We start from the raw sequence: 26,405 nt of genomic DNA, 5'->3' as shown, positions 1-26,405 counted from the left end.
GGAGAGCCATGAACGCACCCGACGCCTTCGTGCCCCACCACGCCCTGGTCTCCGCGCCCTCCGCGGCGCCTGCCCGCTGGATGCTCGTGCTGCACGGCATCTTCGGCTCCGGCGCCAACTGGCGCACCTTCGCCCGGCGCCTCGCCGAGGCGCAGGCCACCGGCGGCGCGCCCGGCGCGCCAGGCCCCGCCGCGCGGCCGTGGGGCTTCATCCTGGTCGACCTGCGGGCGCACGGCCTGTCGCAGAGCCCGCCGGCGCCCCACACCATCGCGGCGGCCGCCGACGACCTGCTCCGGCTCGGCGACCGCCTCGGCCTCGAGGTCCGCGGGGTCATGGGCCACTCGTTCGGCGGCAAGGTGGCCCTCGCCTATCTCGAGCGCCGGCCCGCGGGGCTCGAGCGCGGCTTCATCCTCGACGTCGATCCGAGCGCCAGGCCCGCCGGCGAGAGCGGCTCGGAGAGCCCCGGCGTGCTCGAGCTGCTCCGCGCGATCCCGCAGCCGATCGCGTCGCGCGAGGCGTTCCTCGAGGCGGTGCAGGCCGCCGGCTTCAGCCGCGGCATCGGGGAGTGGCTGGCGATGAACGTCCGCCGCGAGGGCGACGGCTTTCGCATCCGGCTCGACCTCGACGTCCTGAACGATCTGCTCACCGACTATTTCGCGCGCGATCTGTGGCACGTCCTGGAGGAGCCGCCGGCGCCGGCCGGCGCCGGGGTCGAAGCGCGGCGCCTCCACGTCGTCCTCGGCGGCAGGTCGGCGTCGGTCTCGCCGGAGTCGCGCGCCCGCTTCGAGGCGCTCGCGGCGCGCGCGCCCTGGCTCTCGGTCCACGTCCTCCCGCGCGCCGGCCACTGGCTCCACGTCGACGATCCGGACGGCCTCTTCGACGTGATCCGGGCGGCCCTGTGATCGTCCGCGATCGCGTGCACCCTGCGCGCGGCGCGGCCGCGCCCGGATCCAGGCTTTCCGCCCTGCTCTCCATCCACTATCGGTGAGGCGACCTATGCGCATCGCGTCCTGGAACGTGAACTCCATCCGAACGCGGCTCGAGCAGCTCACGAGCTGGCTGGTCCGCGCCGCGCCCGACGTCGTCTGCATGCAGGAGACGAAGGTCGAGGACGGCAGCTTCCCCGAGGCGGCGCTCTCCGAGGTGGGCTACCGCTCGATCATCTTCGGCCAGAAGTCCTACAACGGCGTCGCGATCGCCGCGCGCTTCGGGCTGTCGGTGGACGACGTGAAGAAGGGCCTCGACGGCGACGAGGAAGACGTCGCCCGGCGGATGCTGTCGGCCACGGTCGAGGGGGTCCGGATCATCAACGTCTACGTGCCCAACGGGCAGGCGGTGGGGACGCCGGCCTTCGCGTACAAGCTCGCGTGGCTGGAGCGGCTCCGGCGCGAGCTCGAGGCGAGCTACCGGCCCGATCAGCAGATCTTGATCTGCGGCGACTTCAACGTGGCGCCCGAGCCCATCGACGTCGCCGAGCCGAAGAAGTGGGAGGGGCAGGTGCTCTTCCACCCCGACGAGCGGGCGGCGCTCGGCCGCCTGATGGAGTGGGGGCTCGTCGATGCGTTCCGCGCCTGTCACCCCGCCAAGGCGGCGTACAGCTGGTGGGATTACCGGATGGGCGCGTTCCGGCGCAACAAGGGCCTCCGCATCGACCTAGCGCTGGTGACGCGCCCGCTGGCCGAGCGCTGCACGGATGTGTCGATCGACACGCGCCCGCGGGAGCTCCAGCGCCCCTCGGATCACGCGCCGGTGGTGGTGGAGCTCGCGGACGGCGCGGCGCCGGCCGGGGCCGCGCCGGCGGCCTGAGGGCGGCCGGGGTCAGCGGGGGGCGGGCGCGGCGGCGGCGTGCGCCGTGACGTCCGCCGGGGCCGCGGGCGCGGCGGCGGCGTGCGCCGTGACGTCCGCCGGGGCCGCGGGCGCGGCGGCGGCGTCGAGCGGCTTCTTCGCCGCGTCGGCGTCGCACGCGGGGCGGGCCAGCGACTCCTCGACGCAGGCGGCGCGCATCGACGGGGGGCACGCCACGCGGATGTGGAAGTGGTCGTTGTGCAGATCGGCGTCCCTGGGGCTCATCATCGCGGCGGCGGCGCGGCTCCGGAGCTCCGCCGGGACGCGCTTCTTCGCGGCGTACGCGAGCAGCCGCGCCCGCAGCGCGTCGGTCACGAACAGGTACTTGACGCCCGCCTGGCGGTCCTGGAGCAGCGCTTCGACGAGCGCCCAGTTGCGCTTGTCGTCGAACCGCGCCCCGGGGAGGCCGATGGCGTCGCCCTTGTCGTCGAACGCCACGAACCGGTCCATGCGCAGCGTCTTGCCCTTCGAGTTCACGACGTAGAACCCGACGTCGGCGTCGCGCCCCGTCTGGTGGGAGTTGTGCCCGTCGAGCCGGCCGCCCGCCCTGGCCGAGAGATCTCCGACGAGCAGCGCGGAGTCGCCGTGCTTCTTGGCCACCTGGAAGGAGGCGCGCCGCAGGGCCTTCACGAGCACGGGCAGCCCCCAGGTCCTGGCGCCCTCGCGCGTCTTGAGGTGCCTCGACGACCGGAGCCGCACGGCGCCGGTCAGCCGCCCGCGGTTGGGCGCCCCCTTCGACAGCGGCTTTCGCTCGTCGGCCTCGGCGGCGGTGCCGCCGCGCGCCGTGCGGGAGGTCTCGTCCCGCCGCGCCGCGCGCTTCTTGCTCGCGCGGTCCGCGGTCTTCCCGTTCGCCCCGGCGCCGCGCGCGGCGCGCGAGCCGCCCTCGTCGCCGGCCGAGCTGCGGCGCGCGGCGGGGCGCTTGCCCTGCGCGCGCTGGCCCGGCGGCTGCTCCGCCGAGGCCGGCTGCGCGCCCGCCGGGGCGCCGAGGGCCGGCGCCGCGACGGAGAGCGCGAGCAGGAGGGCGGCGACAGGGCCCCGGGAAGCGAAGCAGCGGCGAGTGAGCGGGCGAAGCAACGGCATGGCGGGGCGGACCCTACCCTGCGGTGCGGTGGGCAGAGAACTTCTTTCGCGGCCGCCGCCGGCGGGGCGCGGGCGGGCTGAGGGTGCCGTCCGTCCGGGCTCAGCGGGGAGGGCGGCCTGAGAATTGCGCATCGCGATGCTTCATCGCCTTGACATAACGGCTCCGGTGCGGTTAGAAGCGTTCCGCGAGCCCCGCCGAGGGGCGCGCAGGAGCGCCCGTAGCTCAGCTGGATAGAGCGTCGGACTTCGAATCCGAAAGTCGCCTGTTCGAATCAGGCCGGGCGTGCCGGGCTCAACGGACGACGCAAGCGATCCGGCGAGATCCCGGGGACTGTTCCAGAATCCGTCGGTTTGACAAACTACTCGGGCCATTAGCTCAATTGGTAGAGCAGTGGACTCTTAATCCATTGGCTGAAGGTTCAAGTCCTTCATGGCCCACCCGAGATGATTGAGGAATCCAGCCAGCCCGAGGGGCTGGCTGGGACAGCCGGGACGACGGCTGGGACAATCGAAGAAGCAGCACGGGACAGATGCTCGAAGGCTCGACGACCCAGGGGGGTGTCGGGCTTTCGGTGTTTTGAGGATCCGATGGTCATCGAGCTGACCCCGAGCTTCAAGGTGATCGACCCGCGCTTCCGCAAGGTCGCGCTCCCGCACGTGCACGTCGAGAAGCTGTACACGGGCTGCCGCTGGGCCGAGGGGCCGGCGTGGTTCCCGGCGGGGCGCTACCTCGTCTGGTCGGACATCCCGAACGACCGCATGCTGCGCTGGGACGAGACGGACGGCTCGGTCTCGGTGTTCCGCCAGCCCGCGATGAACACCAACGGTCACACGGTCGACCTGCAGGGTCGCCTCGTCTCGTGCGAGCACGGCGGCCGCTGCGTCTCGCGCACCGAGCACGACGGCTCGCGCACGGTGCTCGCGTCGCACTTCGAGGGCAAGCGGCTGAACTCGCCGAACGATGTGGTCGTGAAGTCCGACGGCAGCATCTGGTTCACCGACCCGAGCTACGGCATCGACAGCGACTACGAGGGCGACGCGTCGCCGAGCGAGCAGGGCGCGCAGCGCGTCTACCGCATCGATCCGGTCTCCCTTGCGCTGACGGTCGTCGCGAGCGACTTCGTGCAGCCCAACGGCCTCGCCTTCTCGCCGGACGAGTCGCTGCTGTACATCGCCGACACCGGCGCGACGCACGTGAAGGACGGCCCGCACCACGTGCGCAGGTTCCGCGTCGACGCGAATGGCGCGCTGACCGGCGGCGAGGTGTTCGCGACCTGCCCGGTGGGGGTGTACGACGGCTTCCGCGTCGACGTGCACGGCAACCTGTGGCTGTCGGCCGGCGACGGCGTGCACTGCCACGCGAGCGACGGCGCGCTGCTCGGCAAGGTGCTGATCCCCGAGACGGTGTCCAACGTCTGCTTCGGCGGCGCCAAGCGCAACCGCCTGTTCATCTGCGGCACGACCTCGCTGTACGCGGTCTACCTGAACACCCGCGGCGCCGCGCGCTAGCGCTCCGCCGCGATGGCGCGACCGAGGAGCCCGATGATGCGTTCGGCATCATAAACGCACCCACCCCAGCTGCCCCCGCTGGCATCCTGAAGCGCAGCCCATAGTCGCGTGTCCGCGCTCACTCGGCCGTCGGGTTGGAGGGCTGGATTGGGGGCACGGGCGGCAAAACCGCCGGCATCCACGCCCACGACGTCCACCGTCCCCTCCAGCTTGCGCGTGTCGATCCGGAGCCGGACGCGGTCGCCGTCGCGCACGCGGCCGATGGGCCCACCCGCCCAAGCCTCTGGGCTGACGTGGCCGATGCACGCCCCGGTGGAGACGCCGGAAAAACGACCGTCCGTGACCAGGGCGATGCGGTGCCCGTCCCTCACGTGCTTGAGGGCGGAGGTGATCTGGTAGGTCTCCGGCATTCCGATACCGGGGCCGATGCCGATCAGCACCATCACGTCACCCGGTTGCACGGCGCCCGTCTTGATCGCCTCGATCGCCGCGTCCTCGCTGCCGAACATGCGCGCAGGCCCTTCGTGCAGATAGACGCCGTCCGGTCCGATCACCTGGGGAGCGATCGCGGTGCTCTTCACGAGCGCTCCCTCGGGGGCGAGGTTGCCGCGCAAAAAGGTCACCGTGCTGGTGAGGCCGCGCTCGCGCGCCTTCCCGGCGGACATGATCACGTCGTCCGGGTCGATGCCGTCCAGCTGCTGCAGCTTGTCGCGCAGGCGCCGGCGCCGTTCGCTGCGCTCCCACCATTCGAGGTTTTCGCCCAGGGTCCGACCGCTGACGGTGCGCGCACCGAGCCGCAGCAGGCCAAGCTCGCGCAGATGGAGCATGACCTCCGGGACGCCTCCCGCGAGGAAGACCTGAACCGTGGCATGGTGTCGCGGCCCGTTGGGCAGCACGTCCACGAGGCGCGGAACGAGGGCGTTGACGCGCGCCCAGTCGTCCACCGTGGGGCGCCGGAGCCCGGCCGCATGGGCGATCGCCGGCACATGGAGCACCAGATTTGTCGACCCGCCGACGGCGGCGTGCAGCACCATCGCGTTGTGGATGGAATCGTCGGTGACGATGTCCCGCGTGGTCACGCCGCGTTGCTCGAGGGCCATGAGCGCGTGCGCGGAACGGCGGGCGAGGTCGCGCCAGATCTCGGCGCCCGACGGGCTGAGCGCGCCGTGCGGGAGGGCGAGGCCGAGCGCCTCCGCCACCACCTGGCTCGTCGCGGCCGTCCCCATGAACTGGCAGCCGCCGCCGGGGGAGCCGCAGGCGCGGCAGCCCATCTCGGCGGCGTAGTCGAGGCTCACCTCCCCGCGCGCATAGCGGGCCGCGAGGGTCTGGACCTTGGCGGTATCCTCCGCCTCCTCCGCGAGGAGCGTGACGCCTCCCGGCACGAGCACCGTGGGGAGGTCGAGGGTGCCGGCGAGCGCCATCAACATGGCCGGCAAGCCCTTGTCGCAGGTGGCGACGCCGAGCACGCCTCTTCGGGTGGGCAGCGAGCGTATCAGCCTTCGAAATACGATCGCGGCGTCATTGCGGTAAGGGAGGCTGTCGAGCATGCCGACGGTGCCATTGGTCCGCCCGTCGCACGGATCGCTGACATAGCCGGCGAACGGAATGGCCCCGCTGGCCGTGAACGTGCGGGCCGCCTCCTCCATGAGCAGCCCCACCTCCCAGTGTCCCGTGTGATACCCGAGCGCGATCGGCGTGCCGTCGGGCGCGCGGATGCCCCCCTGCGTGCTGAGCACGAGAAACTGCTTCCCGCGCAGGCGCGCAGGATCCCACCCCATCCCGGCGTTCTGAGTCCAGCCGAACAGCTCGCCGCTGGACATGGCGCGCAACTGCTCGGCCCCGAGCGGGAGGCGCCCCGACGGTCCGGGCGCGGTGGTGCGCAGGGCGTAGATCGCCTCGCTGCCGGACTCGAAAACCGGGTCGCGGCTCATGCGCGGGGAGCGATGGGATCGCGGGTGGACTGGCCGTCGACGAGACGCGATATCCCGAGCGGATTCTCGTCGCGCAGCTCCCGCGGGAGCAGCGCGGGCGGACACGACTGGTAGCAAACGGGACGCGCGAAGCGGAAGATGGCCGCGGTCCCAACCGAGGTGAAGCGCACGTCGCTGCTCGCCGGATACGGCCCGCCGTGGTGAATGGCGTGCGACACCTCCACGCCCGTCGGGTAGCCGTTGAAGACGAGGCGGCCCGCGACCCGGCTGAGGACATCGACAAGGTCCTGGGCGGCGGCGAGATCCTCGGTGGTCCCGTGAAGCGTGGCGGTGAGCTGGCCTTCGAGCGCGCCGAGGAGCTGGAGTAGCTCTCCGCGGCTCGATGCGGTGACGAGCAGCGCGTACGGTCCGAAGATCTCGTGGGCGAGGTGCGGCTGCCGCGCGAAGTCGGCGGCGGAGACGCGAGCGACGCGCGCGCCGGCGTCGGTCAGCCACTCCACCCCTTTCAGCTCCCGCACGGAGCGGTCGAACGACTCCTGGATACCGGCGTGCAGCATCACACCGGGAGCGACGGCGCGGGCTCGGTCGGCGACCGATCGAGCAAACGCATCCCATTCGGGGGAGGCCAAGCCCAGGACCAGGCCCGGCTTCGTGCAGAACTGGCCGACGCCGAGCGTGCACGAGTTCGTCAGCCCTTCGGCGATCGCGTCGCGGCGCTCGCGCAGCGCGCCGGGCAGCACGACCAGCGGGTTGACGCTGCTCATCTCGGCGAAGACGGGGATCGGCCGCGGGCGGGCGGCCGCGGCGTCGCAGAGGGCGCGGCCGGCGCGGGTGGACCCGGTGAAGCCCACCGCCTGGATGGCCTCGTGGCGCACCAGCATGAGCGAGACCTCGGGCGAGGCGCCGTGCACCATGCCGAACACGCCCGCGGGCAGGCTCGCCTTCTGAACGGCGGAGCGTAGGGCCGAGGCCACGAGGTCGGAGGTGCCGGGATGCGCCGGGTGGGCCTTGACCACGACCGGGTTGCCCGCGGCGAGGGCGGAGGCGGTGTCGCCGCCGGCCACGGAGAACGCGAGGGGGAAATTGCTCGCGCCGAAGACGGCGACCGGGCCGATCGGCCGCAGCATGCGGCGCAGGTCGGGGCGCGGGAGCGGCTTGCGGTCCGGCAGCGCGGGATCGATCCGCGCATCGACCCAGGAGCCCTCGCGCACGACCGCGGCGAAGAGGCGCAGCTGGCCGGTGGTGCGGCCGCGTTCGCCTTCGAGGCGGGCGACGGGCAGCCCGGTTTCCCGGTGCGCGGTCTGGATCAGGGCATCGCCGAGCGCCATGATCTCGTCGGCGGCGGTCTCCAGGAATCGGGCGCGCAGCTCCGGCGCGAGGTCGGCGAAGGCCTGCGCCGCCGCGGCGGCGGCGCGTGCGGCGGCGTCGATCTCGGCGGCGGTGGCGTCCCGGTAGGCGCCGAGCTTTTCCCCGGTGGCGGCGTTGTGGGCGAAGAATTCCATGGCTTCAGCGCGGAACCGGAGGTGAACGTCTCGACATCTCGATCTTCATAGGATGCGCCTCGTCAACCTTGGGATATCGGGTTCGCCAGCGTGCCGGCGCCGGGAATCGTGATCTCCACGAGATCGTCAGGCTCCAGGGTGAACGAGTCTGGCGGCACGATGCCGGTCCCGGTCATGAGGACGACGCCCGCGGGGAAGCTCAGCTCGCGCGTGAGGTAGCCGACGAGCTCCTCGGGCGCGCGCCGCATCCTCGCGGTCGAGGTCTCCCCCGCGAACACCACCTCGCCCCTGCGCCGGATCGCGAGCTGGATGGAGAGCGCGCGCAGATCCAGCCCGGGCTCGTCGGCGAGCGCGATGGCGGGGCCGAGCGCGCAGCAGCCGTCGTAGATCTTCGCCTGCGGCAGGTAGAGGGGATTGTCGCCCTCGATGGACCGCGACGAGACGTCGTTGCCGGCCGTGTAGCCGACGATGCGGCCCGCCGCGGACACGACGAGCGAGAGCTCCGGCTCGGGCACGTTCCAGCTCGAGTCGCGCCGGACGCGCACCGGCGCGCCCGGGCCGGCGACCAGGCGGGGCAGCGCCTTGAAGAACAGCTCCGGGCGCTCGGCGTCGTACACGCGGTCGTAGAAGTCGCCGCCGCCCGCGCTCTCTTCCTTGCGCGCGTTGCGCGAGCGCTCGTAGGTGACGCCCGCAGCCCAGACCTCCTGCGAATCGATCGGGGCGAGCAGCGGGACGTCGGGCGGGAGGGGGTGGGCCGCGGCGCGCGCGCGCGCGTCGCGCACCGCGCCGAGGGGATCGGGCAAGGTGAGCCACGAGGCGACGGACGCGAACGCCTCCGGGGACGCCGCCGTGAGGTCGTGGCGCGCTCCCCGCTCGTCCTCGAGCCCGAGCCGCGGCCCTCCATCGCCCGCAAACCGAAACAGCTTCATGTCCGCGCCTCCCTACAGGCCCGCCCTGTCGATCGCGATCGTCGTGAGCTGGGTGGTGAATTCCTTGGCCGCCTGACCTTGCTCGCGAGAAAAGCAGGGCGAGCCCTTCGTGCTTCCGCCTACAATCGCGCCGTGTCGACCGCATGATCCACCATTTGCGCGTTCTGTAAAGCGACTTTTCGCCCGATGTCCACGGCCACCGCGGGCCGTAGCTCCACGTCGGCATCGGCGAGCGGCGCGCGGATCGACGCGGATGGACGCGGATGCCGCCTCGGCGATCAGGTCGCCAGCCAGTCGGGCTTGAGCAGCAGGAGCAGGCCGAGCAGCACCATGATCGCGCCGCTCAGCAGCTTGAGCCACCGTCCCTCCTTCTCCTGGAGCTTGCGGCGGCTCAGCGTCGCCACCGCGACGCCGACCATGACCATGTCGTCCGCCATGTAGGCCACGTTGTAGAGCCCGAGGTAGGCATAGTGCTTCCACGCGGGGAGGCGCTCCTCGGCGAGCAGCTGGGTGTAGAGCGCGGGCAGGCCCGCGGTGCAGAGCAGCTCGACCACGTTGACCATGACCGCGAGGACGACCGCGGCGGCGAGCGCGGACGGCAGGCGCTCCGCCCTCACGACGGTCCGCATCCTCGCGTAGATCCCCGGCTTCACCGACTCAGGGATGCTGAGCGACACGCCCCGCTTCCACGCGAAGAAGTCCTTGATGTGGATCGAACCGGCGAGCACGGCGATGGCTCCCAGCGCGATCTGCACGGCACGTGAGGCGCCGACCAGGAGAAAGAAGTTCAGCCAGGCAGCCATGAAGGCGAAATAGGCGAGACCGCTCACGAGCACGAACACGCCGGCGATCAGCAGCATCTTCGCCCGGCTCCGCAGCGTGGCGAGGAAGGAGAGGAGAAAGAGGAGCACCCACGTGGCGCACGGGTTGAAACCGTCCACGAGCCCCACGAGGACGGTGAACGCCGGCAGGCCGAGATCGCGGGCGTCCAGCCGCCCGAGGACGGGCACGTCGACGACCCCCGGCCGCGGCGCGGCGCCGCCGGTCGGGCACGGCGGCTGCTCCGGCGCGAGAGGGCACGACGCATCAGGCTCGCCGGCCTCGGCGGGCGGCGGCGGGGCGCTGTCGAGCAACGCCTCGATGCGCCGGCCCGTCACGTCGCGTCCTGCGTACCCGACGACGAGCACCCCGCGCACATAGAACGCCGGGACGCTCACGGCAGCGGTCGATTGCTCCTCGGCGATCGCCCTCAGCCGGTCGAGCGCCGCGCGGTCCTCGATGATGTCCGCGACGAGCGTGCGCAGGCCGGGCCGCCGGCCCTCGAGCTCGGCCAGGAAGCGCTTCGCCTCGTCGCAGCGAGGGCATCCCTTGCGCGTGAACAGCTCCACGTCGGCGCGCGGCTCGATCGGCGCAGCTCGCCCGGAGGCGCTCCAGAGCAGCGAGGAGGCGAGCACGCACGTCACGAGGGCTCGGATCACGACGGCAGGTCGCATGCGGCGTGCCTGTCGCACGATGCATGCTCAGCGGAGCACGTCATCAGTCCACGAGGGCCACGAGGGCCACGAGGGCCACGAGGGCCACGAGGGCCACGAGGGTCCACGAGCGCAGCGAGCGGCCTCGTACGTGGCTCGTGATGCATGGCACGGGCGACGACGACGGGGCATGACGATTGCTGGGCTGGTGGGCACGGTGGTTACGCGTCAGGTCGGTCCATCACAACCATGGGATTCGGACCAGACCGGGGGAGGGGCAGCATGCAGCCTGTTCAGCGGATCCTGGTCGCCACGGACCTCTCGGAGCTGTCGGCCGCGGCGGTGAGGGTCGCCCTGGGACAGGCGCGCTCCTGGGACGCCGAGCTCCGGATCCTCTACGTCGCTGCGTCCGCGCAGGCACAGCCGAAGCTGGCGGACGCGTTGCTCGCTCTCGTGGGAGAGCTCGGTGGGGGGGTTCATATCGTCCCGATGCTCCGGGTGGGGTCCGCGGCGGAAGAGATCGTCAGGTGCGCGGAGGAGGACGACGCCCAGCTCATCGTGATGGGTCGCCACGGGCACTCAGGGACGACGGGCGTGCTCCTGGGCAGCGTCGCCGAGCGCGTCGCGCGGACCTCGAGCCGCCCCGTGCTGATCGTGCCCCCGGAGACCGACACCCGCGGGACCGGGGCGATCATGGGGCCACCGCCGCGCGCGTCGCGGCACCGCTGCCTGCGCTGCGGCGTCCCCTCGGAGTACCAGTTCTGCGTCGCTTGCCGCACCCATCTCCGCATGTTCGATGTGCCCGCAGGAGGTTGGCCTTCGGAGGCTCCGGCGGTCGGCGTCCTCAGCGAGGAGCGGGTCGAGGCGCTCCTCGAGCGCAGCGCCTTCGGTCGGCTGGGCTGCCACGCGCAGGGACGGACGTACGTCGTTCCGATGAGCTACGCGTATGACGATGGCATTCTTTACCTGCGCTCGGCGGAGGGGACCAAGGTCCAGATGATGCGCGAGAACCCGGATGTCTGCTTCCAGGTCGACCGCATCCAGAGCCTCGCTGACTGGGAGAGCGTCATCGTGTTCGGACACTTTCGCGAGCTCAAGGGGACAGACGCGGTCAGGGCGATGCAGCGCATCCACGATCGACTGGTGTCGCTCGCCGCCGAGGACGACGTCTGGCTCCGCCCGTCCGAGGCTCCTGCCGACGATAGCCTCGGCCATCGGGCCTACGAAGGCGGCCGCGGCGCGGTCGTCGGGTGCATCAAGCCGGTGGAGAAGACAGGGCGCTATCAGATGCGGTGAACTTCCGGCGTGATGGGGAACCGCATTGACCACGTGAGCAACCCATGGTGTCACGGCTCGACGCACCTCGACCCGAGCGGCCGTCCCTGAGGAGCGGCGCGCTCGTCGTGTCGACGTTCTCCGGCCTGCTGGGCGGCGCCGCGGCGCACCTCGGAGGACACGCGCGTCTGGGCGACATGCTCTGGGCGGCCGGCGCGGTGATCGCGCTCGCCCTCGTGGGCGCGCGCATCCTGGTGGACGTGCTGAAGAGGCGGGCCGGCGTCGACGTCATCGCGCTCCTCGCCATCGGCGGCGCGCTCCTGCTCGGGGAGTACCTGGCGGGCGCGCTGATCGGCGCGATGATGGCGACCGGCGGCGCCCTGGAGGGGTACGCGGCCGCGCGCGCCCGGCGTGAGCTCTCCGCGCTCCTCGCACGCGCTCCCCGTACGGCGCATCGCCGCGAGGGGACCGACGTCACGACCGTCCCGATCGGCGCCGTCGCCCCCGGCGACCGCCTGCTGGTCGCGCCGGGCGAGATCGTGCCGGTCGACGGGGTCGTCGTGGGCGCGCGGGCGCTCCTCGACGAATCGGCGCTGACCGGGGAGCCGCGGCCGGTCGAAAAGGCGCCCGGCGACCGCGTGGGGAGCGGGGCCACGAACGCCGGCGCCGCCTTCGAGCTCCGCGCCGTGGCGAGCGCGGACGAGAGCACCTACGCCGGCATCGTCGGCCTCGTGCAGCAGGCGTCCGCCTCGAAGGCCCCGCTCGCCCGCATCGCCGATCGTCATGCCCTGGCGTTCGCCGTGCTCTCGCTGGCCATGGCGGCCGTGGCGTGGGGCCTCTCCGGCGACGCCGGGCGCGGGCTCGCCGTGATCGTCGTCGCGACGCCCTGCCCGCTCCTCCTCGCCGTGCCGATCGCGATCGTGGGCGGCATCTCGCGCTCGGCCCGGCGCGGCATCGTGGTGAAGGGCGGCGCCGCGCTCGAGGCCCTCGCCCGGGCCGAGATCCTGCTCCTCGACAAGACAGGCACGCTCACGTTCGGCGGCCCGCGCGTGACCGGCGTGACGTGCTTCCGCTCGATAGAGGACGACGCGGAGGTGCTCCGCCTGGCGGCGTCCCTCGAGCAAGCCTCGTCGCACCCGCTCTCCGCGGCCCTGGTGCGCGCCGCGCGCGAGCGCCGCCTCGGGCTCTCCTTCCCTGAGGGCGTCCACGAGGCGCCCGGCGCCGGAATGACCGGTTGGGTGGACGGGCGCGCCGTTCGCGTGGGGAGCGCCGAGTGGGCAGCGCAGGGGACGCCGCTCCCGGAGGAGGCCCGCGCCTTCCGGCGCCGCGCGTCCCGCGCCGGTGCGATGACCGTGTTCGTGGCCGTGGACGGAGGCGTCATCGGCGCGCTGACGCTCGACGACCCGATCCGCCCCGATGCGCCGCGGACCTTGCGGGCGTTGCGGCGGGTCGGCATTCGCCGTGTCGTGATGGTGACAGGCGACCACCCCCTGGTCGCCGAGGCGGTCGGCGCCACGCTCGGCGTCGATCGCGTGCTCGCCCAGCGGTCGCCGGAGGAGAAGGTCGCGGCCGTACGCGAAGCCCGCGCCGACGGGCTCACCGTGATGATCGGCGACGGGATCAACGACGCTCCAGCGCTCGCCGCCGCCGACGTCGGCGTCGCGATGGGCGCGCGCGGGGCCACCTCGTCCGCCGATGCGGCCGACGTGGTGCTCGTGGTGGACAGGCTCGATCGATTCGCCGAGGCCGTGAACATCGCGCGCCGCGCTCGCACCATCGCGGTGCAGAGCGCGCTCCTCGGCATGGGGCTGTCGCTCTTCGCGATGGGCGCGGCGGCGTTCGGCTTCCTGCCGCCGGCCGCCGGCGCGCTCCTGCAGGAGGCGATCGACGTCGCCGCGATCCTGAGCGCGCTGCGGGCGCAGAGCGGCGGGCGCGGCGCGAGGAGGCCAGCGCTCGGGGAGGCCATGAGCCGCAGGCTGGAGATCGAGCACGATCAGCTCATCCCTAGGCTCGATCGGGTGCGGGTCGTGGCCGAGCGCATCGATCGCCTGGCGAGAGAGGAGGCGCGCGAAGAGCTCGAGGCGCTCGGCCGCTTCCTCCGCGAGCGGCTCCTCCCGCACGAGCGCGCCGACGACGCCGAGGTTTACCCGGTCCTCTCCCGACTGCTCGGCGGCGAGGATCCTCTTGCATCCATGAGCGCGACACACCGCGAGATCTTCCACCTGGTCCGGCTCTACGAGCAGCTCCTCGGAGAGCTCGACCCGCGCGGGCCCACGGCCGCGGACGTGCAGGATCTCCGGCGGATCCTCTACGGGCTCCACGCCGTGCTGCGGCTCCATTTCGCGCAGGAGGAGGAGCTCTACGCGTCGCTGAGCGAGCGCTACCACGCGGATGCTCCCGACCAGCCGGCCGTGAGCTCCCGGGAGCCACCCCTCCAGCCGGCTCCGGCGCCGGGGGCTGCGCGCCGCGTGCTGCGCGTGCTGGAGCCGCTCAGGCAAGGGCGCTCGCCCAGCCCCGGCCGGGAGGGGGTGAATCCGCGCCGCCCGGAGCGGCTACCGGGATGATCCGGTCGCGCCCGGAGGAGGCTCCCGGGAGCTCTCCTGACCGGCGGCGCCGTGGCGCGCTGCGGCCTGGTCGAGCGCCTCTCCGAGCAGCCGACAGACCTCCTGCTCGGGCACCGGCGAGTAATCCTCGTACCAGAGGCCGACCGAATAGACGGGATCTCGAATGTAGCAGTACACGAACTCACGCGCTCGCCGGGAGAGCTCCGCGTACGCGGCATACGACGCGACGGGGACCGCGATGACGATGCCCGCCGGGCCGCCCTGCTCGACGGCCGTCACGGCAGCCCGCATGCTCGCTCCGGTCGCCATGCCGTCGTCGACGAGGAGGAGCGTTCGATCCCGGATGTCAGGCGCCCTGTGGCAACCGTAGTAGACGCGCTCCAGGCGCTCCACCTCCCGGGCCGCCGCGTCGGCGAGCCACTGTACCGCGCGGTCCGAGATGCCCAGCGCTCGGCAGAGCTCTTCATCGACGACCTGGACACCGCCGCTCGCGACGGCGCCGATCGTCATGTGATCATTGCCCGGCGCCACGATCCGGCGCGCGATCAGCACGTCGAGCGGCACCCGCAGGAGCTTCGCTATCTCGAAGCCCACCAGCACCCCGCCTCGCGGCAGCGCCAGGAGGGTCACGTCCTCCCGCCCCGCGTAGGCGGTCAGCCGCGACGCGAGCTGGCGGCCGGCGTCGGCCCGATCTCGAAACGGCATGTCTCCCTCTCCATCCGGCGTCGCTGGGGTCACCGACGGCGCTCGAGGGAGCGTGCAATTGTCTCGCCAGGTGCCGCGCCTGACGCCGCCGGGTCTCCTTCCTCACGTGCTCGCCGCGACCGGGTGCTCCTCCGCTCCCCGGCCGCGCGCCAAGGCGAGCAGGCGAGTGGGACCGACGGGCTGTTCATCGCCGCGTCGCGTGCCGGACGTCCTCGCCCCGGACGAGGAACACGACCATCTCGGCGAGGTTGGTCGCGTGGTCGGCGAGCCTCTCCACGTGCTTCGCGAAGAACATCATCGACACGCACTGATCGACGATGCCCGGCTGTCGCCGCGCCTCTCCGCGGAGCTCGTCGAACACGTCCACCAGCATCCGATCCACGTCCGCGTCCGCGGCGAGCACGCGCTCGGCCTTCGCGACGTCCTGGGTGAGGAACGCCTCCAGCGCGTCGCGCAGCATCCGCTGCGCCTTGGCCGACATTCGCGGCAGCGCGAGGGCCGCCCGCGTCGGGGGCTCGCTGGAGAGCGCCACCACGCGCTCCGCCATGTTCACCGCGAGATCCCCGATGCGCTCGAGGTCCGTCACGATCTTGAGCGACGCCGCGATGAAGCGGAGATCCGATCCCGCCGGCTGCCGGAGGGCGATCATCCTGATGCACTCGTCGTCGATGGCGAGCTCGCGGGCGTTGACCAGGCGGTCCGCCTCGATGACCCGCGCCGCCGCGGCGGGGTCGCGCTCCACGAGCGCCCTCGTGGCGTCGGCGATCTGCGCCTCGACCAGCTCGCCCATCTCGCGGAGATGGCGCTTGAGCGCCGCGAGCTCGCGGTCGAACGCCCGGTAGATATGGGCGTGCCCAGGGACCGAGTCGCTCCTCGATTCAGCCATAACGCCCCGAGATGTAGTCGTCGGTGCGCGGGTCCCGGGGCCGCGTGAAGATCTCTCGGGTCGGCGCCACCTCGACGAGCTCTCCCAGCAGCATGAAGCCGGTCTCGTCCGAGGCGCGGGCGGCCTGCTGCATGTTGTGGGTCACGAGGACGATCGTGTAGCGCTGAGCGAGCTCTCGCATGAGACCCTCGACGTGCAGGGTGGCGATCGGATCGAGCGCCGAGCACGGCTCATCCATGAGCAGCACCTCGGGCTCGACCGCGAGGACCCGCGCGAGGCAGAGCCGCTGCTGCTGCTCGCTGGTCAGCGCGAGCGCGGGCTCGCCCAGCCGGTCTCTCAAGGCCTCCCAGAGGCCCACCGCGGCGAGGCTCCTCTCGACGAGCGCCGACAGGCCGGCGCCCGAGGCGAGGGCGTGGATCCGCGGGCCGAACGCGATGTTGTCGTGCACCGAGAGGGGGAACGGGTTCGGCCGCTGGAAGACCATTCCGACGCGCTTTCGCAGGGAGTCGAGGTCGTAAGTCTGGAGCGGCCGGCCGTCGAGCAGGACGGTGCCCAGGGCGCGATGGCCGGGGACGAGATCGTTCATCCGGTTGAAGGCCCTGAGCAGCGTGGACTTCCCGCAACCGGACGGCCCGATGAGGGCGGTGATGCGCCGCTCGGTGACGGACAGACAAATGTCCTTCAGCGCTCGAAATGTGCCGTAATAAACGCTCAGGCCCTCGGCGCGGAGCTTCGCGGGTGCAGCCATGCCCGGTCCTAGCCGAAGCGCCCTTCGATGTAGTCGGCCGTCCGTCGATCGGTCGGAGCCGTGAAGATGCGCGCCGTCGGCCCGTCCTCCACGAGCTCACCGAGCAAGAAGAAGGCCGTCCTCTCGCTCACGCGCGCCGCCTGCTTCGTGTTGTTGGTGACGACGATCCAGGTGATGCGCGATCTCAGCGACTCCATCGCCTGCTCGATCTTCAAGGTGGACACCGGATCGAGGCCGGAGCACGGCTCGTCGAGGAGGACCACCTCGGGCCCCAGGGCGAGCGTCCGCGCGATGCACAGGCGCTGCTGCTGCCCGCCGGACAGGGCGAGCGCCGACCCGCGCAGGCGATCCTTCACCTCGTCCCAGAGCTGCGCCGCCCGGAGGCTCGTCTCGACGATCTCGTCGAGCTCGGCGCGCCGCCGGACGCCGGCGAGCCGCGGACCGAAGGCGAGGTTCTCGTAGATCGACCGGGGGAGCGGCTGCGGCGTGGCGAACACCATCCCGACCCTGCGGCGGATGGCCACCGGGCTCACGCCTCGGCCGAGCACGTCGGTCCCGTCGAGGCGGATCTCGCCCTGGACCCGCGCGCCGTCGACCTCGATCGAGAGCAGGTTGATGGTGCGCAAGAGGGTCGTCTTGCCGCTGCCCGACGGCCCGATGAAGGCGTATATCGTGTTCGCCGGGACCGCCACGTTGACACGGCGCACCACGAGAGGACCGCCGAAGCCGATGCTGAGGTCGCGGAGCTCGATCTTCGAGCCCGCAGGAGCGTCGCGGCGCAGCGCCGCCGGTCTCTCCGGGGCTGTCATCGGTAGCGCCTCATGAAACGGTCCATGAGCGCATACGCGGCCACGTCGATCGCCAGGATCGAGAGGACGAGCAGCGCGGCCGTCGCGTACGCGTTTTGCGCCGAGATGGCCTCGCGCGCAAGCTGGTAGAAGTGGACCGAGAGCGTGCGTGTCCCGTCGAAGAGCGACGTGGGCGCGGCGCGCGGCAGGCTCGATCCTGCCGTGAAGATCACCGCCGCTGTCTCGCTGATCGACCGTCCGACGCCGAGGAGGATGCCCGTCACGATGCCCGGGATGGCCGACGGGAGCACGACGCGCACGATCGTCTGCCACTTGCTCGCGCCCAGCGAGAGCGAGACCTCGCGGTGGACGCGCGGCACCGCCTTGATCGCCTCCTCCGACGTCCGGATCACCGTCGGGAGGATCATGAACGCCAGGGTGAAGCCGGCCGCCAGGATGGACCAGCCGAGGCCGAGCGTGACGACGAAGAAGACGAATCCAAAGAGGCCGAAGAGGATCGACGGCACGCCGGCCAGGCACTCCGCGCCGAAGCGGAGGAGGCGCGTGAGGCGACCTTCCCGCGTATACTCGGTCAGGAAGATGGCGGTGCCGAGGCCGAGGGGCGTCGCGAGCAGCACGGCGAGGCTGGTGACGGCCAGCGTGCCGACGAACATGGGAAAGACGCCGCCGCCGCGGCCGCTGTCGCTCGGCGCGGCCGACAGGAACGTCCACGAGAGGTGGGGAACCCCGCGCTCGAGCACGAACCCGACGATGACGAGCAGGACGAGGAGGGTCGCGGCCATCATCGACCAGAGGAGCACGCGCGCGGCCGCCTGGACGGTTCGAGGGGGCACCTTCCGTGGCCTGGCGCTGGCTCTCGCGCCGTCCGGTCCTCGGGCGGCTGCCCAGCGCGCCGCGCGAAAGGCCGCGAGGCGCTCGATCGTCGCGCTCATCGGGCGCCAGCGCGAGCGCGCCCTCTTGCGCCCTCGCGCGAGGCTGGCGGCGGTGTTGAGGGCCATGATGATGACGAAGAGCACGACCCCGGTCGCGAACAGCGCGGCGCGGTGCTCGCCGGCCGCGTAACCCATCTCGAGGGCGATGTTGGCGGTCAGCGTGCGCACCGAGTCGAGCGGCGAGCGCGGCATCTGCACGGAGTTGCCCGCGACCATGATGACCGCCATGGTCTCCCCGACGGCGCGCCCCATCCCGAGGATCACCGCGGCCACGAGGCCGGAGCGCGCCGCCGGCAGGACGACGCGCACGATCGTCTGCCACTCCGTCGCGCCGAGCGCGAGCGCCCCCTCGCGGTAGGCGCGCGGCACCGCGCAGAGGACGTCCACCGAAATGCCGATGATGGTCGGCAGGATCATGATGCCGAGGATCACCGCACCGGCGAGGGCGGACGCGCCCGCGCCGCCGAGGTGGACCCGGATCCAGGGCAGCAGCGCGACGATGCCCATGAAGCCGTAAACCACCGACGGGATGCCGGCCAGGACCTCGATCGCGGGCTTGAGGAGGGCACGCAGGCGCGGGCGCGCCATCTCCGCGAGCACGATCGCGCAGGCGAGGCCGAGCGGCACGCCGAGGAGCAGCGCGCCGAGCGTGACCACCGCCGAGCCGACGATCATGAGCGCGATGCCGTAGATACCGGCCGTGGGGTGCCAGTCGGCCGACAGGAAGCTGAAGAGGCCGATCCGGGCGATGAACGGCGCCCCCTCGCGGAAGACGAACACGGTCATGAGCGCGAGGAACCCGACGCTGCTCGTCGCGATCAGCATCAAGACCCGCCGGGCGAGCATGTCGGAGCTCATGGCGCCGGCGGCAAGAGGCCTTCCTTGCGCGTCAGCGCCTGTCCCTCCGGGCCCCTGATCCAGTCGATGAAGGCCCTGGCCTCGCCGGTCGGCTCGCCCTTGATCACGAAGAGAAACGGACGCACGAGGCGGTATCTCCCGGCGTCGATCGCCGCTTCGGTGGGCTCGACGCCGTCGATCCGGAGCGGCTTCACGGAGGCGTCGACGAGGTCGAGCGAGATGTAACCGATCGACGCAGGATCGCTCGCCACCATCTGCCGCACCGCTCCTGTCGAGTCCTGCACGAGCGCAGCGCTCGTGATCCTCCTGCCCTCCATGACCAGCCCCTCGAACGCGCCACGCGTCCCCGAGCCCTCTTCGCGCGTGATGACGGTGATCTTCCGGCCCTTGCCGCCATGGCCGGCCCAGCGGGTGATTTCACCTGCGTAGATCCTGCGCACCTCGTCGAGCTCCATGTCGCCGATGCGGTTCTCCGGGTTCACCACGACGGCGATCCCGTCGCGGGCCACGACGATCCCGCGCACCCTGGTGGCCTCGTCCGGCAAGAGAGCGCGCGAGCTCATCCCGATCTGCGCTGTTCCGCTCTCGACCGCCTGGATGCCCGCCGTGGAGCCGCCGCCCTGGACGTGAATCGTCGCGCCAGCGTGTGTCGCGCCGTAAGCCTCGGCCCATCTCTCGGCAAAGGGCTGCAGCGACGTCGAGCCGGCCAGCGTGAGCCCTGATGCCCTCTCGCGGCCGCACGCAGACCCGAGCACCAGCACGGTGAGCCAGAGGCGGAGCGCAGCGCCAACGGACCGAACGCCTCCAGGGATCACATCCGGCTCCGAGGACACCGGGTCGAGCAACGACCGTACCGGCGCCGAGGTGCACGGGGTTGGGCTCGCCGGGCGCGGCGAGCCCAGCGGCCGGGCTCACCGCGAGCGCGGACGCGGCGCGCGGCTGAGCCAACCTGCGCGGCCGGCCAAAGAGACGGGTCGTGTCCGCAGGGCGCTCACGGCTCCGCCTCCCCGGCCTTGTCCGGCCCCGCTTCGAGCGTGGACAGGTCGCCCTCGGGCAGACCGAGCTCGCGCGCCCGGAGCAGCCGCCGCATGATCTTGCCGCTGCGCGTCCGCGGCACCGAGCCGGCGAAGGCGATCTCGCGCGGCGCGACCGCTGGCCCGAGGCGCTTGCGCGCGAAGCCGATGAGCTCCCGCTCGATGTCCGGGGACGGGGCGTGCCCGGGCCTCAGCGCGACGATCGCCTTGACGATCTCGCCGGCGATCGGATCCGGCCGCCCGATCACGGCGGCCTCGGCCACGAAGGGGTGCATGAGCAGCGTGCTCTCCACCTCGAAGGGACCGATGAGGTGCCCGGCGCTCTTGATGACGTCGTCGTCGCGTCCGACGAACCAGTAATATCCGTCCTCGTCCCGCCGGGCGACATCGCCGCTCAGGTACCAGCCGCCCGCGAAGCACTTCGCGTAACGCTCGGGGTTGTTCCAGTAGGCGCGAAACATCGACGGCCAGCCGGGCCGCAGCGCGATCTCCCCCTCCACGTCGGGCTCCTCGATCACCTCGACGCCGCCATCGGGGCTGCGGCGGACGATCGCCGCCTCCACGCCTGGCAGCGGGCGCCCCATGGATCCAGGGCGGACATCCATGGAGGCGAGGTTGGCGATCATGATGCCCCCCGTCTCGGTCTGCCACCAGCCGTCGTGGAAGGGGCGGCCGAGCACCTCGTTGCTCCAGAGCACCGCGTCCGGGTTCAGGGGCTCGCCCACGCTGGCCATGAAGCGCAGCGCGCCGAGATCGCGGGCGCGGAGCGGCTCCACGCCGGCTTTCATGAGCATCCGGATCGCGGTGGGCGCGGTGTACCAGACCGTGACGCGCTCTCGCTCGAGGATCTCGTACCAGCGCTCGGCGTCGAAGTCGGCCTCGTCGACGACCATGGTCACGCCGTTCGTCAGCGGCGCGAGGATGCCGTAGGACGTCCCTGTCACCCATCCGGGGTCCGCCGTGCACCAGAAGATGTCGTCCGGGTGGAGGTCGAGGGCGAGCCTTCCGGTCACGTGGTGCATCACCACCGCCGCGTGGACGTGGAGCGCGCCCTTCGGCGTGCCTGTCGTCCCGCTCGTGAAATGCAGCAGGGCCGGCGCCTCCGGATCCGTCGGCGGGATCTGCGTCGCGGCGGGCGCCTCGTCGAGCAGCCTCCGGTACGAGAGCGTCCCCGGCGCCTCGCCGTCCACGAGGATCACGTGCTCGAGCCACGGCATGTCGCCGCGGATCGGCGCGACCTTGCGCGCGTAGAGCCGCGACGTGGTCACGAGCACGCGCGCCTCGCCGATGCTCATCCGCGCGCGCAGCGGATCGGGGCCGAAGGCCGAGAACAGGGGACAGAAGATCGCCCGGTGCCTGAGCGCGCCGAGCGCGGCGACGTAGAGCTCCGGCGTCCTGCCGAGCAACGTGTAGACGCGATCTCCCGGCCGGACCCCCAGGCCGGCGAGCGCACCGGCGAAGCGGGCCGTGAGCGCGGCCAGCTCGCCGTAGCGGACGTCCACCCGCGCTCCGTCCTTGCCGAGCCAGCGGATCGCGACGCGATCCCTGCGGGCGCCCGCGGCGTGGCGGTCCACGGCCTCGTAGGCCATGTTGAGCCCCTGTCCGCCTGGCAGCCCGGTCAGCTCGGCGCGCGCCGCTGCCCATGAGAAGCGGCGGCGCGCCTCCGCGTAGTCGGCGAGGTTCGGCGGCGGCTCCCCCGCGCCGCGAAGCTTCTTGATCTGCCCGGGCGCCTGCATCATCGCCTCCCCCGACCGGCACGCAACGACCGTACCGGCGCGGGCTCTTGCCCTCGACGCCGACGTGGCGAGAAAGGGCCCACGTGATCCAGGCGGTCACGGCCGCTCCGCGCGCTGCTCGCGCAGCGGACGCACACGCGGGATCATGCCTTTCGATCGGGCGCTGCTCTCTTATTGATCCCGCTTGGTCCGACACGCCGCCGGCGCGCGGAGCGGGCGGCCCGGAGTGCAAGGAGAACGGCATGTCGCCTCTCATCTGGTCCCTGGTCGGCGCGTCGCTCGCGGCAGCCTTCTTCGGCGCCCTCGCCCACTCCGTCCGCCGGCACCTGGCCGAGGGCGCCGCCGCGCGGGCGCTGCTGCTGCACGCCGGGCGGTGGATCCTGCTGCTCTCGGCGCTCACCGCGATCGCGCGCCTCGATGGCCGCGCCCTCCTGCCCGTCGCGGCGGGGTTCGCGCTCGTCCAGGCTGCGGCCTGCGCGGTCGCGCTGGCGTGCCGGCGATCGATGGGGAACAGGGGCACATGAGCTCGCCCCTCGCCGATCCCGCCCTCTTCCACCTCGGTCCGGTGCCCGTCACGGAGACCACGCTCACGAGCTTCGCCATCACGGCGGCGCTCGGGGGCGCGGGCGCCCTGCTCGGGCGGCGGCTGTCCGTGAGGCCAGGCAGGGTTCAGTCCGCCATCGAGGTCGTCGTTACCGCCATCGGCGATCAGGTCCGCGCCATCCTCCGGCGGGATCCTGCGCCCTACCTGCCGCTCCTCGGCACGCTCTTCCTCTTCCTCGTCGCCGCCAACTGCGCCGGCGTGCTCCCCATGGTCCATGCGCCGACCGAGCACATCGAGACGCCGCTCGCCCTCGCGCTCATCGTCTTCTTCTCCGTCGCGGGCTACGGCGTCCGGGCACACGGCGCGCTCGGCTATCTCAAGCACTTCCTTGAGCCGAGCCCGCTGCTCGCGCCGATCCACCTCCTCTCGCAGGCGACCCGGACCTTCTCCCTGATGATGCGCCTGCTCGGGAACATCATGAGCCACGGGCTCGTGCTCGCCGTGGTCGTCTCGGTGGCCGGCTTCCTCGTCCCCGTCCCCATCATGGCGTTCGCGCTGTTCGTGGGGATCGTCCAGTCGTACATCTTCACCGTGCTCGCGGCCGTCTACGTCGGCGCGGCGATCGAGGAGCAGGTCGACGGGAGGGCCGCGTGAGCGCGGAGGGCCTGAGCATCCTCGGCGCCGTGCTCGCGGTCAGCGCCGGCGCCGTCGGGCCGGCGTTCGCCGAGGGCCGCGCGATCGTCGCCGCCATGGAGGCGATCGCCCGCCAGCCCGAGGCCAGCACGACGATCGCGCGGACCCTGTTCGTCGGCCTCGCGATGATCGAGGCCACGGCGATCTATTGCCTCGTGGTCGCGCTCGTCCTGCTCTTCGCCAACCCGTTCGTGCGCTGAGCCATGCACGTCTCCGCCTGGAACATCGCGCTGCAGACGGTCAACTTCCTCGTCCTCGCCTGGCTCCTCCAGCGCTTTTTGTGGAAGCCGGTGGCCAGGGTCGTCGAGGCGCGGCAGCGGGAGGTCGCGGCGCTCCTCGGCGACGCGGGCGAGGAGCGCGCGCGGGCGCAGCGGGCCGAGCAGGAGGCGCAGGCCAGGCTCGCGGCGCTCGCCGACGAGGGGCGCCGCGAGCTCGAGGCGTCGCGGCGCCGCGCCGACGCGGAGGCGCAGCGCATCCGGGAGGAGGCGGAGCAGAAGGCGCGCGGCCTGATCGAGCAGGCCCGGGCCGAGCTCGCGGAGGAGCGGGCGCGGGCGCTCCACGACCTCGAGGCGCAGGCGACCGAGCTCGCGATCGCGATCGCGGAGAGGCTGCTCCGCGAGGCGTCGGCGGGGCAGGACGCCCTCCTGGTCGCCCGGGCCATGCAGACCCTGGACGAGCCGGAGCAGCGGCGGCTCGTCGCCCGGCAGCTCGACCAGCTCGACGAGGCGCGCGTGGAGGTGGTCTCGGCGAGCCCGCTCGAGAAGGACGCGGAGCAGCGGGTCCGCGCGTGGCTCTCGGGGCTCGCGGCGTGCCCTGTGGCTCCGGTGTTCCAGGTCGATCCGTCGATGGTCGCGGGCCTCGAGCTGCGCTTCCCCCACGGGGTGTGGCAGCTCAGCTACCGGGCGTGGCTCGAGCGGATCGCCGCCGCCCTCGAGGTGCGCGATGGGGCTTGCTGAGGACCTGGGCGGCTGGGTGGGGCGAGCGAGGGAGCGCGCGCGCGCCCTTCCACTCGGACCGGAGTCCCGGGAGATCGGGCGCGTGCTCCGCGTGGCCGACGGCATCGCGACCGTCAGCGGATTGCCGTACGCGCAGCTCGACGAGGTCCTCGTCTTCGACGGCGGCACGCGCGGCCTCACGGTGGCGCTCGATCCCGGCGCCATCGGCTGCGTGCTGCTCGGTCCGGACAGGGGCATCACCGCGGGCTCCGCCGTCCGGGGGACGGGCACGGTGATCGAGGTGCCGGTCGGGGAGGCGCTGCTCGGGCGCGTCGTCGACCCGCTCGGGGAGCCGATCGACGGGGGCGGCCCGCTCGGCGGGGCGGCGGTCTCCCGCGCGCCGATCGAGCGCCGGGCGCCGTCCATCGTCGATCGCGACCCGGTGGCCGAGCCGCTCTTCACGGGGATCCTCCTCATCGACGCGATGCTCCCGCTCGGGCGCGGCCAGCGCGAGCTCATCATCGGCGACCGCGGCACCGGGAAGACCGCGATCGCGGTCGACGTGATCCTGAGCCAGCGGGAGACCGATGTCGTCTGCGTCTATGCGGCGATCGGCCAGACCTCGTCCTCGGTCGGCGCGGCGATCGACGCCGTTCGCCGCTACGGCCCGAGGGAGCGGACCACCTGCGTCGTCGCCGCGCCGGACGCCGCCGCCGGGCTCCAGTGGCTCACCCCCTATGCGGCCTGCGCCATGGCGGAGCACTTCGTCGAGCGCGGCGGGCACGCGTTGCTCGTCCTCGACGACCTCACGAGCCACGCCCTCGTGCACCGGCAGATCTCGCTCTTGCTGCGCCAGCCCGCGGGGCGCGAGGCGTTCCCGGGCGACGTGTTCTACCTGCACTCGCGGCTGCTCGAGCGGGCCGCGAGGCTGACCGCGGCGCTCGGCGGCGGCTCGCTGACCATGCTGCCCATCGCCGAGACGCAGGCCAGCAACCTGAGCGCCTACATCCCGACCAACCTCATCTCGATCACCGACGGGCAGATCTTCCTCGACCCGCGCCTCTACAACGAGGGGTGGAAGCCCGCGATCGACGTCGGCAGGAGCGTGTCCCGCGTCGGCGGCAAGACGCAGACGCCCGCGATGCGCGCGGTCGCGGAGAGCCTCCGGCTCGAGTACGCCCAGTTCCTGGAGCTCGAGCTGTTCGCCCGCGTCGGCGGGGGCGCGGACGAAGCCACGAGGCGAGCGATCGAGCGCGGTCGAAGGGCGCGCGCGGCGATGGCGCAGCCGCTGCACCGCCCCCTCTCGGCGGGACGGCAGATCGCCTTGCTGACGGCGCTCCAGGAGGGCTTGCTCGACCCGCTCCCGGTTTCGGCGATCGACGCGCTCCGCGACGCGCTCGACCGCGGGCTCGCAGCCCGGTGTCCCGCGACGCTCTCGCGGCTCGAGGCGGGCATCGAGCCCACGCCGGAGGAGCGCCGCGCGCTCCGCGACGCGCTCGCCGCGATGGTGGCCGAGGTCGGCGCCCGAGGGGGCGAGGGGTGAGGTGACGGACGCGGCTGAGCTCGCGGCGCGGATCCGCACGCTCTCGCAGGCGGCGAAGGTGGTCGACGCGATGCGCTCGGTCGCGGCGTCTCGCAGGCGGCAGGCCAGCGACGCCTGCGTGGGGTTCGAGCGTTACGCCGCGGCGACGCGGGCCGCGCTCGGCCAGGCGATCGAGCTGCTCGCCGCGGAGGAGGGGAGCGCGCCCCTCGAGGAGGCCGCCGGCGCGCGGCGCGTCGTGGTCCTCTTCTCGGAGCACGGGTTCGTCGGCGCGCTCAACGAGCGGCTGCTCGACGCGGCGCTCCGCGTCGCCCGCGGCGCTCCGGGGCCGGTCGAGCTCGCTGCGCTGGGCACGCGGGGGCTCCGGCTCTGCCGCGACCGCGGCGTCGTCGCGCTTTTTGGGGGCCCGCTGCCGTCGACGGTCTCGGGCGTCGGTCCGGCCGCGGATCGGCTCACGCGGGACCTGTTCGGCGCGATCGCCGGCGGCGCGATCGCCTGCGTCGATCTGGTGTTCGCGCGGCGCGCCGGCGTGCTCGGGTGGGGGCCTCAGGCGCTCCGGCTCTTCCCGCCGGAGCGCGGGCCCGGGGCGGAGGCGGCGCCGGGCGAGCCCCCGCTGCGCACGCTGCCGGCGGCCGCGCTCGTCGCGCGGATCATCGAGGAGCACTGCCTGGCCCAGGTGGTCTGGGCGCTCGGCGAGGCGTTCGCGTGCGAGCACGCGGCGCGCCTCGCGGCCATGGAGGCGTCGGCGCGCAGCCTGCGGGATGAGCTCGACGAGCTCTCGCGCGCGGAGCGCACCGCGCGGCAGGAGGCGATCACGAGCGAGATCCTCGAGATCGCGGCCGGCGCGGAGCCGCTGCGCGAGGAGGCGGAGGGGTGAC

23 protein-coding genes and 2 tRNA genes are annotated in these 26,405 nt (G+C 72.7%); 13 read left to right on the top strand and 12 right to left on the bottom strand.

What is annotated here, in order from left to right; genetic code table 11:
- Positions 1 to 8 precede the first annotated feature (8 nt).
- Positions 9 to 902, top strand: coding sequence for an alpha/beta fold hydrolase (locus tag WMF20_RS45990; RefSeq protein WP_437608087.1), 894 nt, complete (start codon positions 9 to 11; stop codon positions 900 to 902).
- A gap of 94 nt (positions 903 to 996) precedes the next feature.
- Positions 997 to 1,806: an exodeoxyribonuclease III gene (gene xth / locus WMF20_RS45985; protein ID WP_437608086.1), complete on the top strand. Its 810-nt coding sequence runs from the start codon at positions 997 to 999 to the stop codon at positions 1,804 to 1,806.
- 12 nt (positions 1,807 to 1,818) lie between these two features.
- Here the strand turns inward: xth and WMF20_RS45980 are convergent, their stop codons facing one another.
- The gene (locus WMF20_RS45980) at positions 1,819 to 2,925 is read right to left on the bottom strand and encodes a penicillin-insensitive murein endopeptidase (RefSeq protein WP_437608085.1); all 1,107 of its coding nucleotides are present in this window, start codon (positions 2,923 to 2,925) and stop codon (positions 1,819 to 1,821) included.
- A gap of 212 nt (positions 2,926 to 3,137) precedes the next feature.
- On the opposite strand from WMF20_RS45980, the gene WMF20_RS45975 reads away from it, so the two are divergent.
- The 3 genes from WMF20_RS45975 to WMF20_RS45965 all read left to right on the top strand — a co-directional run bounded on the left by WMF20_RS45975 (position 3,138) and on the right by WMF20_RS45965 (position 4,434).
- Positions 3,138 to 3,211: transfer RNA gene (locus WMF20_RS45975), tRNA-Arg, on the top strand.
- Between the two features lie 79 nt (positions 3,212 to 3,290).
- Positions 3,291 to 3,363 (top strand) — tRNA-Lys (locus WMF20_RS45970).
- Between the two features lie 150 nt (positions 3,364 to 3,513).
- Complete coding sequence (locus WMF20_RS45965) at positions 3,514 to 4,434, top strand: SMP-30/gluconolactonase/LRE family protein (RefSeq protein ID WP_129580147.1); 921 nt, start codon at positions 3,514 to 3,516, stop codon at positions 4,432 to 4,434.
- On the opposite strand, the gene WMF20_RS45960 is transcribed toward WMF20_RS45965, so the two are convergent.
- The 4 genes from WMF20_RS45960 to WMF20_RS45945 form a co-directional block, all read right to left on the bottom strand.
- Entirely contained in the window at positions 4,431 to 6,365 is a 1,935-nt protein-coding gene (locus WMF20_RS45960; protein WP_437608084.1) for a YjhG/YagF family D-xylonate dehydratase, read from the bottom strand. The genes WMF20_RS45965 and WMF20_RS45960 overlap by 4 nt on opposite strands.
- Entirely contained in the window at positions 6,362 to 7,867 is a 1,506-nt protein-coding gene (locus WMF20_RS45955; protein ID WP_437608083.1) for an aldehyde dehydrogenase (NADP(+)), read from the bottom strand. The genes WMF20_RS45960 and WMF20_RS45955 overlap by 4 nt, the downstream gene beginning before the upstream one ends.
- Before the next feature lie 62 nt (positions 7,868 to 7,929).
- The gene (locus WMF20_RS45950; RefSeq protein ID WP_437608082.1) at positions 7,930 to 8,796 is read right to left on the bottom strand and encodes a fumarylacetoacetate hydrolase family protein; all 867 of its coding nucleotides are present in this window, start codon (positions 8,794 to 8,796) and stop codon (positions 7,930 to 7,932) included.
- 278 nt (positions 8,797 to 9,074) lie between these two features.
- Complete coding sequence (locus WMF20_RS45945) at positions 9,075 to 10,289, bottom strand: NrdH-redoxin (RefSeq protein ID WP_437608081.1); 1,215 nt, start codon at positions 10,287 to 10,289, stop codon at positions 9,075 to 9,077.
- A gap of 261 nt (positions 10,290 to 10,550) precedes the next feature.
- On the opposite strand from WMF20_RS45945, the gene WMF20_RS45940 reads away from it, so the two are divergent.
- Both WMF20_RS45940 and WMF20_RS45935 read left to right on the top strand, forming a co-directional pair.
- Positions 10,551 to 11,564, top strand: coding sequence for a universal stress protein (locus WMF20_RS45940; RefSeq protein ID WP_437608080.1), 1,014 nt, complete (start codon positions 10,551 to 10,553; stop codon positions 11,562 to 11,564).
- Positions 11,565 to 11,608: 44 nt separating this feature from the next.
- A complete protein-coding gene (locus tag WMF20_RS45935; protein WP_437608079.1) occupies positions 11,609 to 14,107 on the top strand; it encodes a heavy metal translocating P-type ATPase in 2,499 nt (832 codons plus the stop codon).
- Here WMF20_RS45935 and WMF20_RS45930 read toward each other — a convergent pair.
- From WMF20_RS45930 to acsA, 7 genes are all read right to left on the bottom strand, one after another.
- Complete coding sequence (locus tag WMF20_RS45930) at positions 14,096 to 14,812, bottom strand: phosphoribosyltransferase (protein ID WP_437608078.1); 717 nt, start codon at positions 14,810 to 14,812, stop codon at positions 14,096 to 14,098. The two genes, WMF20_RS45935 and WMF20_RS45930, sit on opposite strands and share 12 nt — an antisense overlap.
- Positions 14,813 to 14,996: 184 nt before the next feature.
- Positions 14,997 to 15,698 (bottom strand): phosphate signaling complex protein PhoU, encoded by a 702-nt coding sequence (phoU, locus tag WMF20_RS45925; RefSeq protein ID WP_437608077.1) that lies wholly within the window; start codon positions 15,696 to 15,698, stop codon positions 14,997 to 14,999.
- A complete protein-coding gene (locus WMF20_RS45920) occupies positions 15,691 to 16,446 on the bottom strand; it encodes a phosphate ABC transporter ATP-binding protein (RefSeq protein ID WP_437608076.1) in 756 nt (251 codons plus the stop codon). The genes phoU and WMF20_RS45920 overlap by 8 nt, the downstream gene beginning before the upstream one ends.
- 8 nt (positions 16,447 to 16,454) lie before the next feature.
- On the bottom strand, positions 16,455 to 17,255 hold the full coding sequence (locus WMF20_RS45915) for a phosphate ABC transporter ATP-binding protein (protein ID WP_437608075.1): 801 nt from the start codon (positions 17,253 to 17,255) through the stop codon (positions 16,455 to 16,457).
- The gene (gene pstC, locus WMF20_RS45910) at positions 17,252 to 19,045 is read right to left on the bottom strand and encodes a phosphate ABC transporter permease subunit PstC (protein ID WP_437608074.1); all 1,794 of its coding nucleotides are present in this window, start codon (positions 19,043 to 19,045) and stop codon (positions 17,252 to 17,254) included. The genes WMF20_RS45915 and pstC overlap by 4 nt, the downstream gene beginning before the upstream one ends.
- Positions 19,042 to 19,800, bottom strand: coding sequence for a phosphate ABC transporter substrate-binding protein (locus WMF20_RS45905; RefSeq protein WP_437617234.1), 759 nt, complete (start codon positions 19,798 to 19,800; stop codon positions 19,042 to 19,044). The genes pstC and WMF20_RS45905 overlap by 4 nt, the downstream gene beginning before the upstream one ends.
- Positions 19,801 to 20,036: 236 nt before the next feature.
- Entirely contained in the window at positions 20,037 to 21,815 is a 1,779-nt protein-coding gene (gene acsA, locus WMF20_RS45900; protein WP_437617233.1) for an acetate--CoA ligase, read from the bottom strand.
- Between the two features lie 242 nt (positions 21,816 to 22,057).
- Here acsA and WMF20_RS45895 point away from each other — a divergent pair, with 242 nt between their 5' ends.
- The 6 genes from WMF20_RS45895 to WMF20_RS45870 are packed head-to-tail and all read left to right on the top strand — an operon-like array spanning position 22,058 to position 26,404.
- Positions 22,058 to 22,339, top strand: coding sequence for an N-ATPase subunit AtpR (locus tag WMF20_RS45895; protein WP_437608073.1), 282 nt, complete (start codon positions 22,058 to 22,060; stop codon positions 22,337 to 22,339).
- Positions 22,336 to 23,013, top strand: coding sequence for a F0F1 ATP synthase subunit A (gene atpB, locus WMF20_RS45890; RefSeq protein ID WP_437608072.1), 678 nt, complete (start codon positions 22,336 to 22,338; stop codon positions 23,011 to 23,013). The genes WMF20_RS45895 and atpB overlap by 4 nt, the downstream gene beginning before the upstream one ends.
- Complete coding sequence (locus WMF20_RS45885) at positions 23,010 to 23,252, top strand: F0F1 ATP synthase subunit C (protein WP_437608071.1); 243 nt, start codon at positions 23,010 to 23,012, stop codon at positions 23,250 to 23,252. The genes atpB and WMF20_RS45885 overlap by 4 nt, the downstream gene beginning before the upstream one ends.
- Positions 23,253 to 23,255: 3 nt before the next feature.
- On the top strand, positions 23,256 to 24,008 hold the full coding sequence (gene atpF, locus WMF20_RS45880; RefSeq protein ID WP_437608070.1) for a F0F1 ATP synthase subunit B: 753 nt from the start codon (positions 23,256 to 23,258) through the stop codon (positions 24,006 to 24,008).
- A complete protein-coding gene (locus tag WMF20_RS45875; protein WP_437608069.1) occupies positions 23,995 to 25,530 on the top strand; it encodes a F0F1 ATP synthase subunit alpha in 1,536 nt (511 codons plus the stop codon). Before atpF ends, WMF20_RS45875 begins: the two co-directional genes overlap by 14 nt.
- A 1-nt stretch (position 25,531) precedes the next feature.
- The gene (locus WMF20_RS45870) at positions 25,532 to 26,404 is read left to right on the top strand and encodes a F0F1 ATP synthase subunit gamma (RefSeq protein ID WP_437608068.1); all 873 of its coding nucleotides are present in this window, start codon (positions 25,532 to 25,534) and stop codon (positions 26,402 to 26,404) included.
- Position 26,405 lies beyond the last annotated feature (1 nt).

It is taken from the genome of Sorangium sp. So ce834, from assembly GCF_051521425.1.
Lineage (GTDB): Bacteria > Myxococcota_A > Polyangia > Polyangiales > Polyangiaceae > Sorangium > Sorangium cellulosum_D.
Note: the sequence above shows the minus strand (reverse complement) of the source record. Positions and strands in the feature narration are given on the sequence as shown.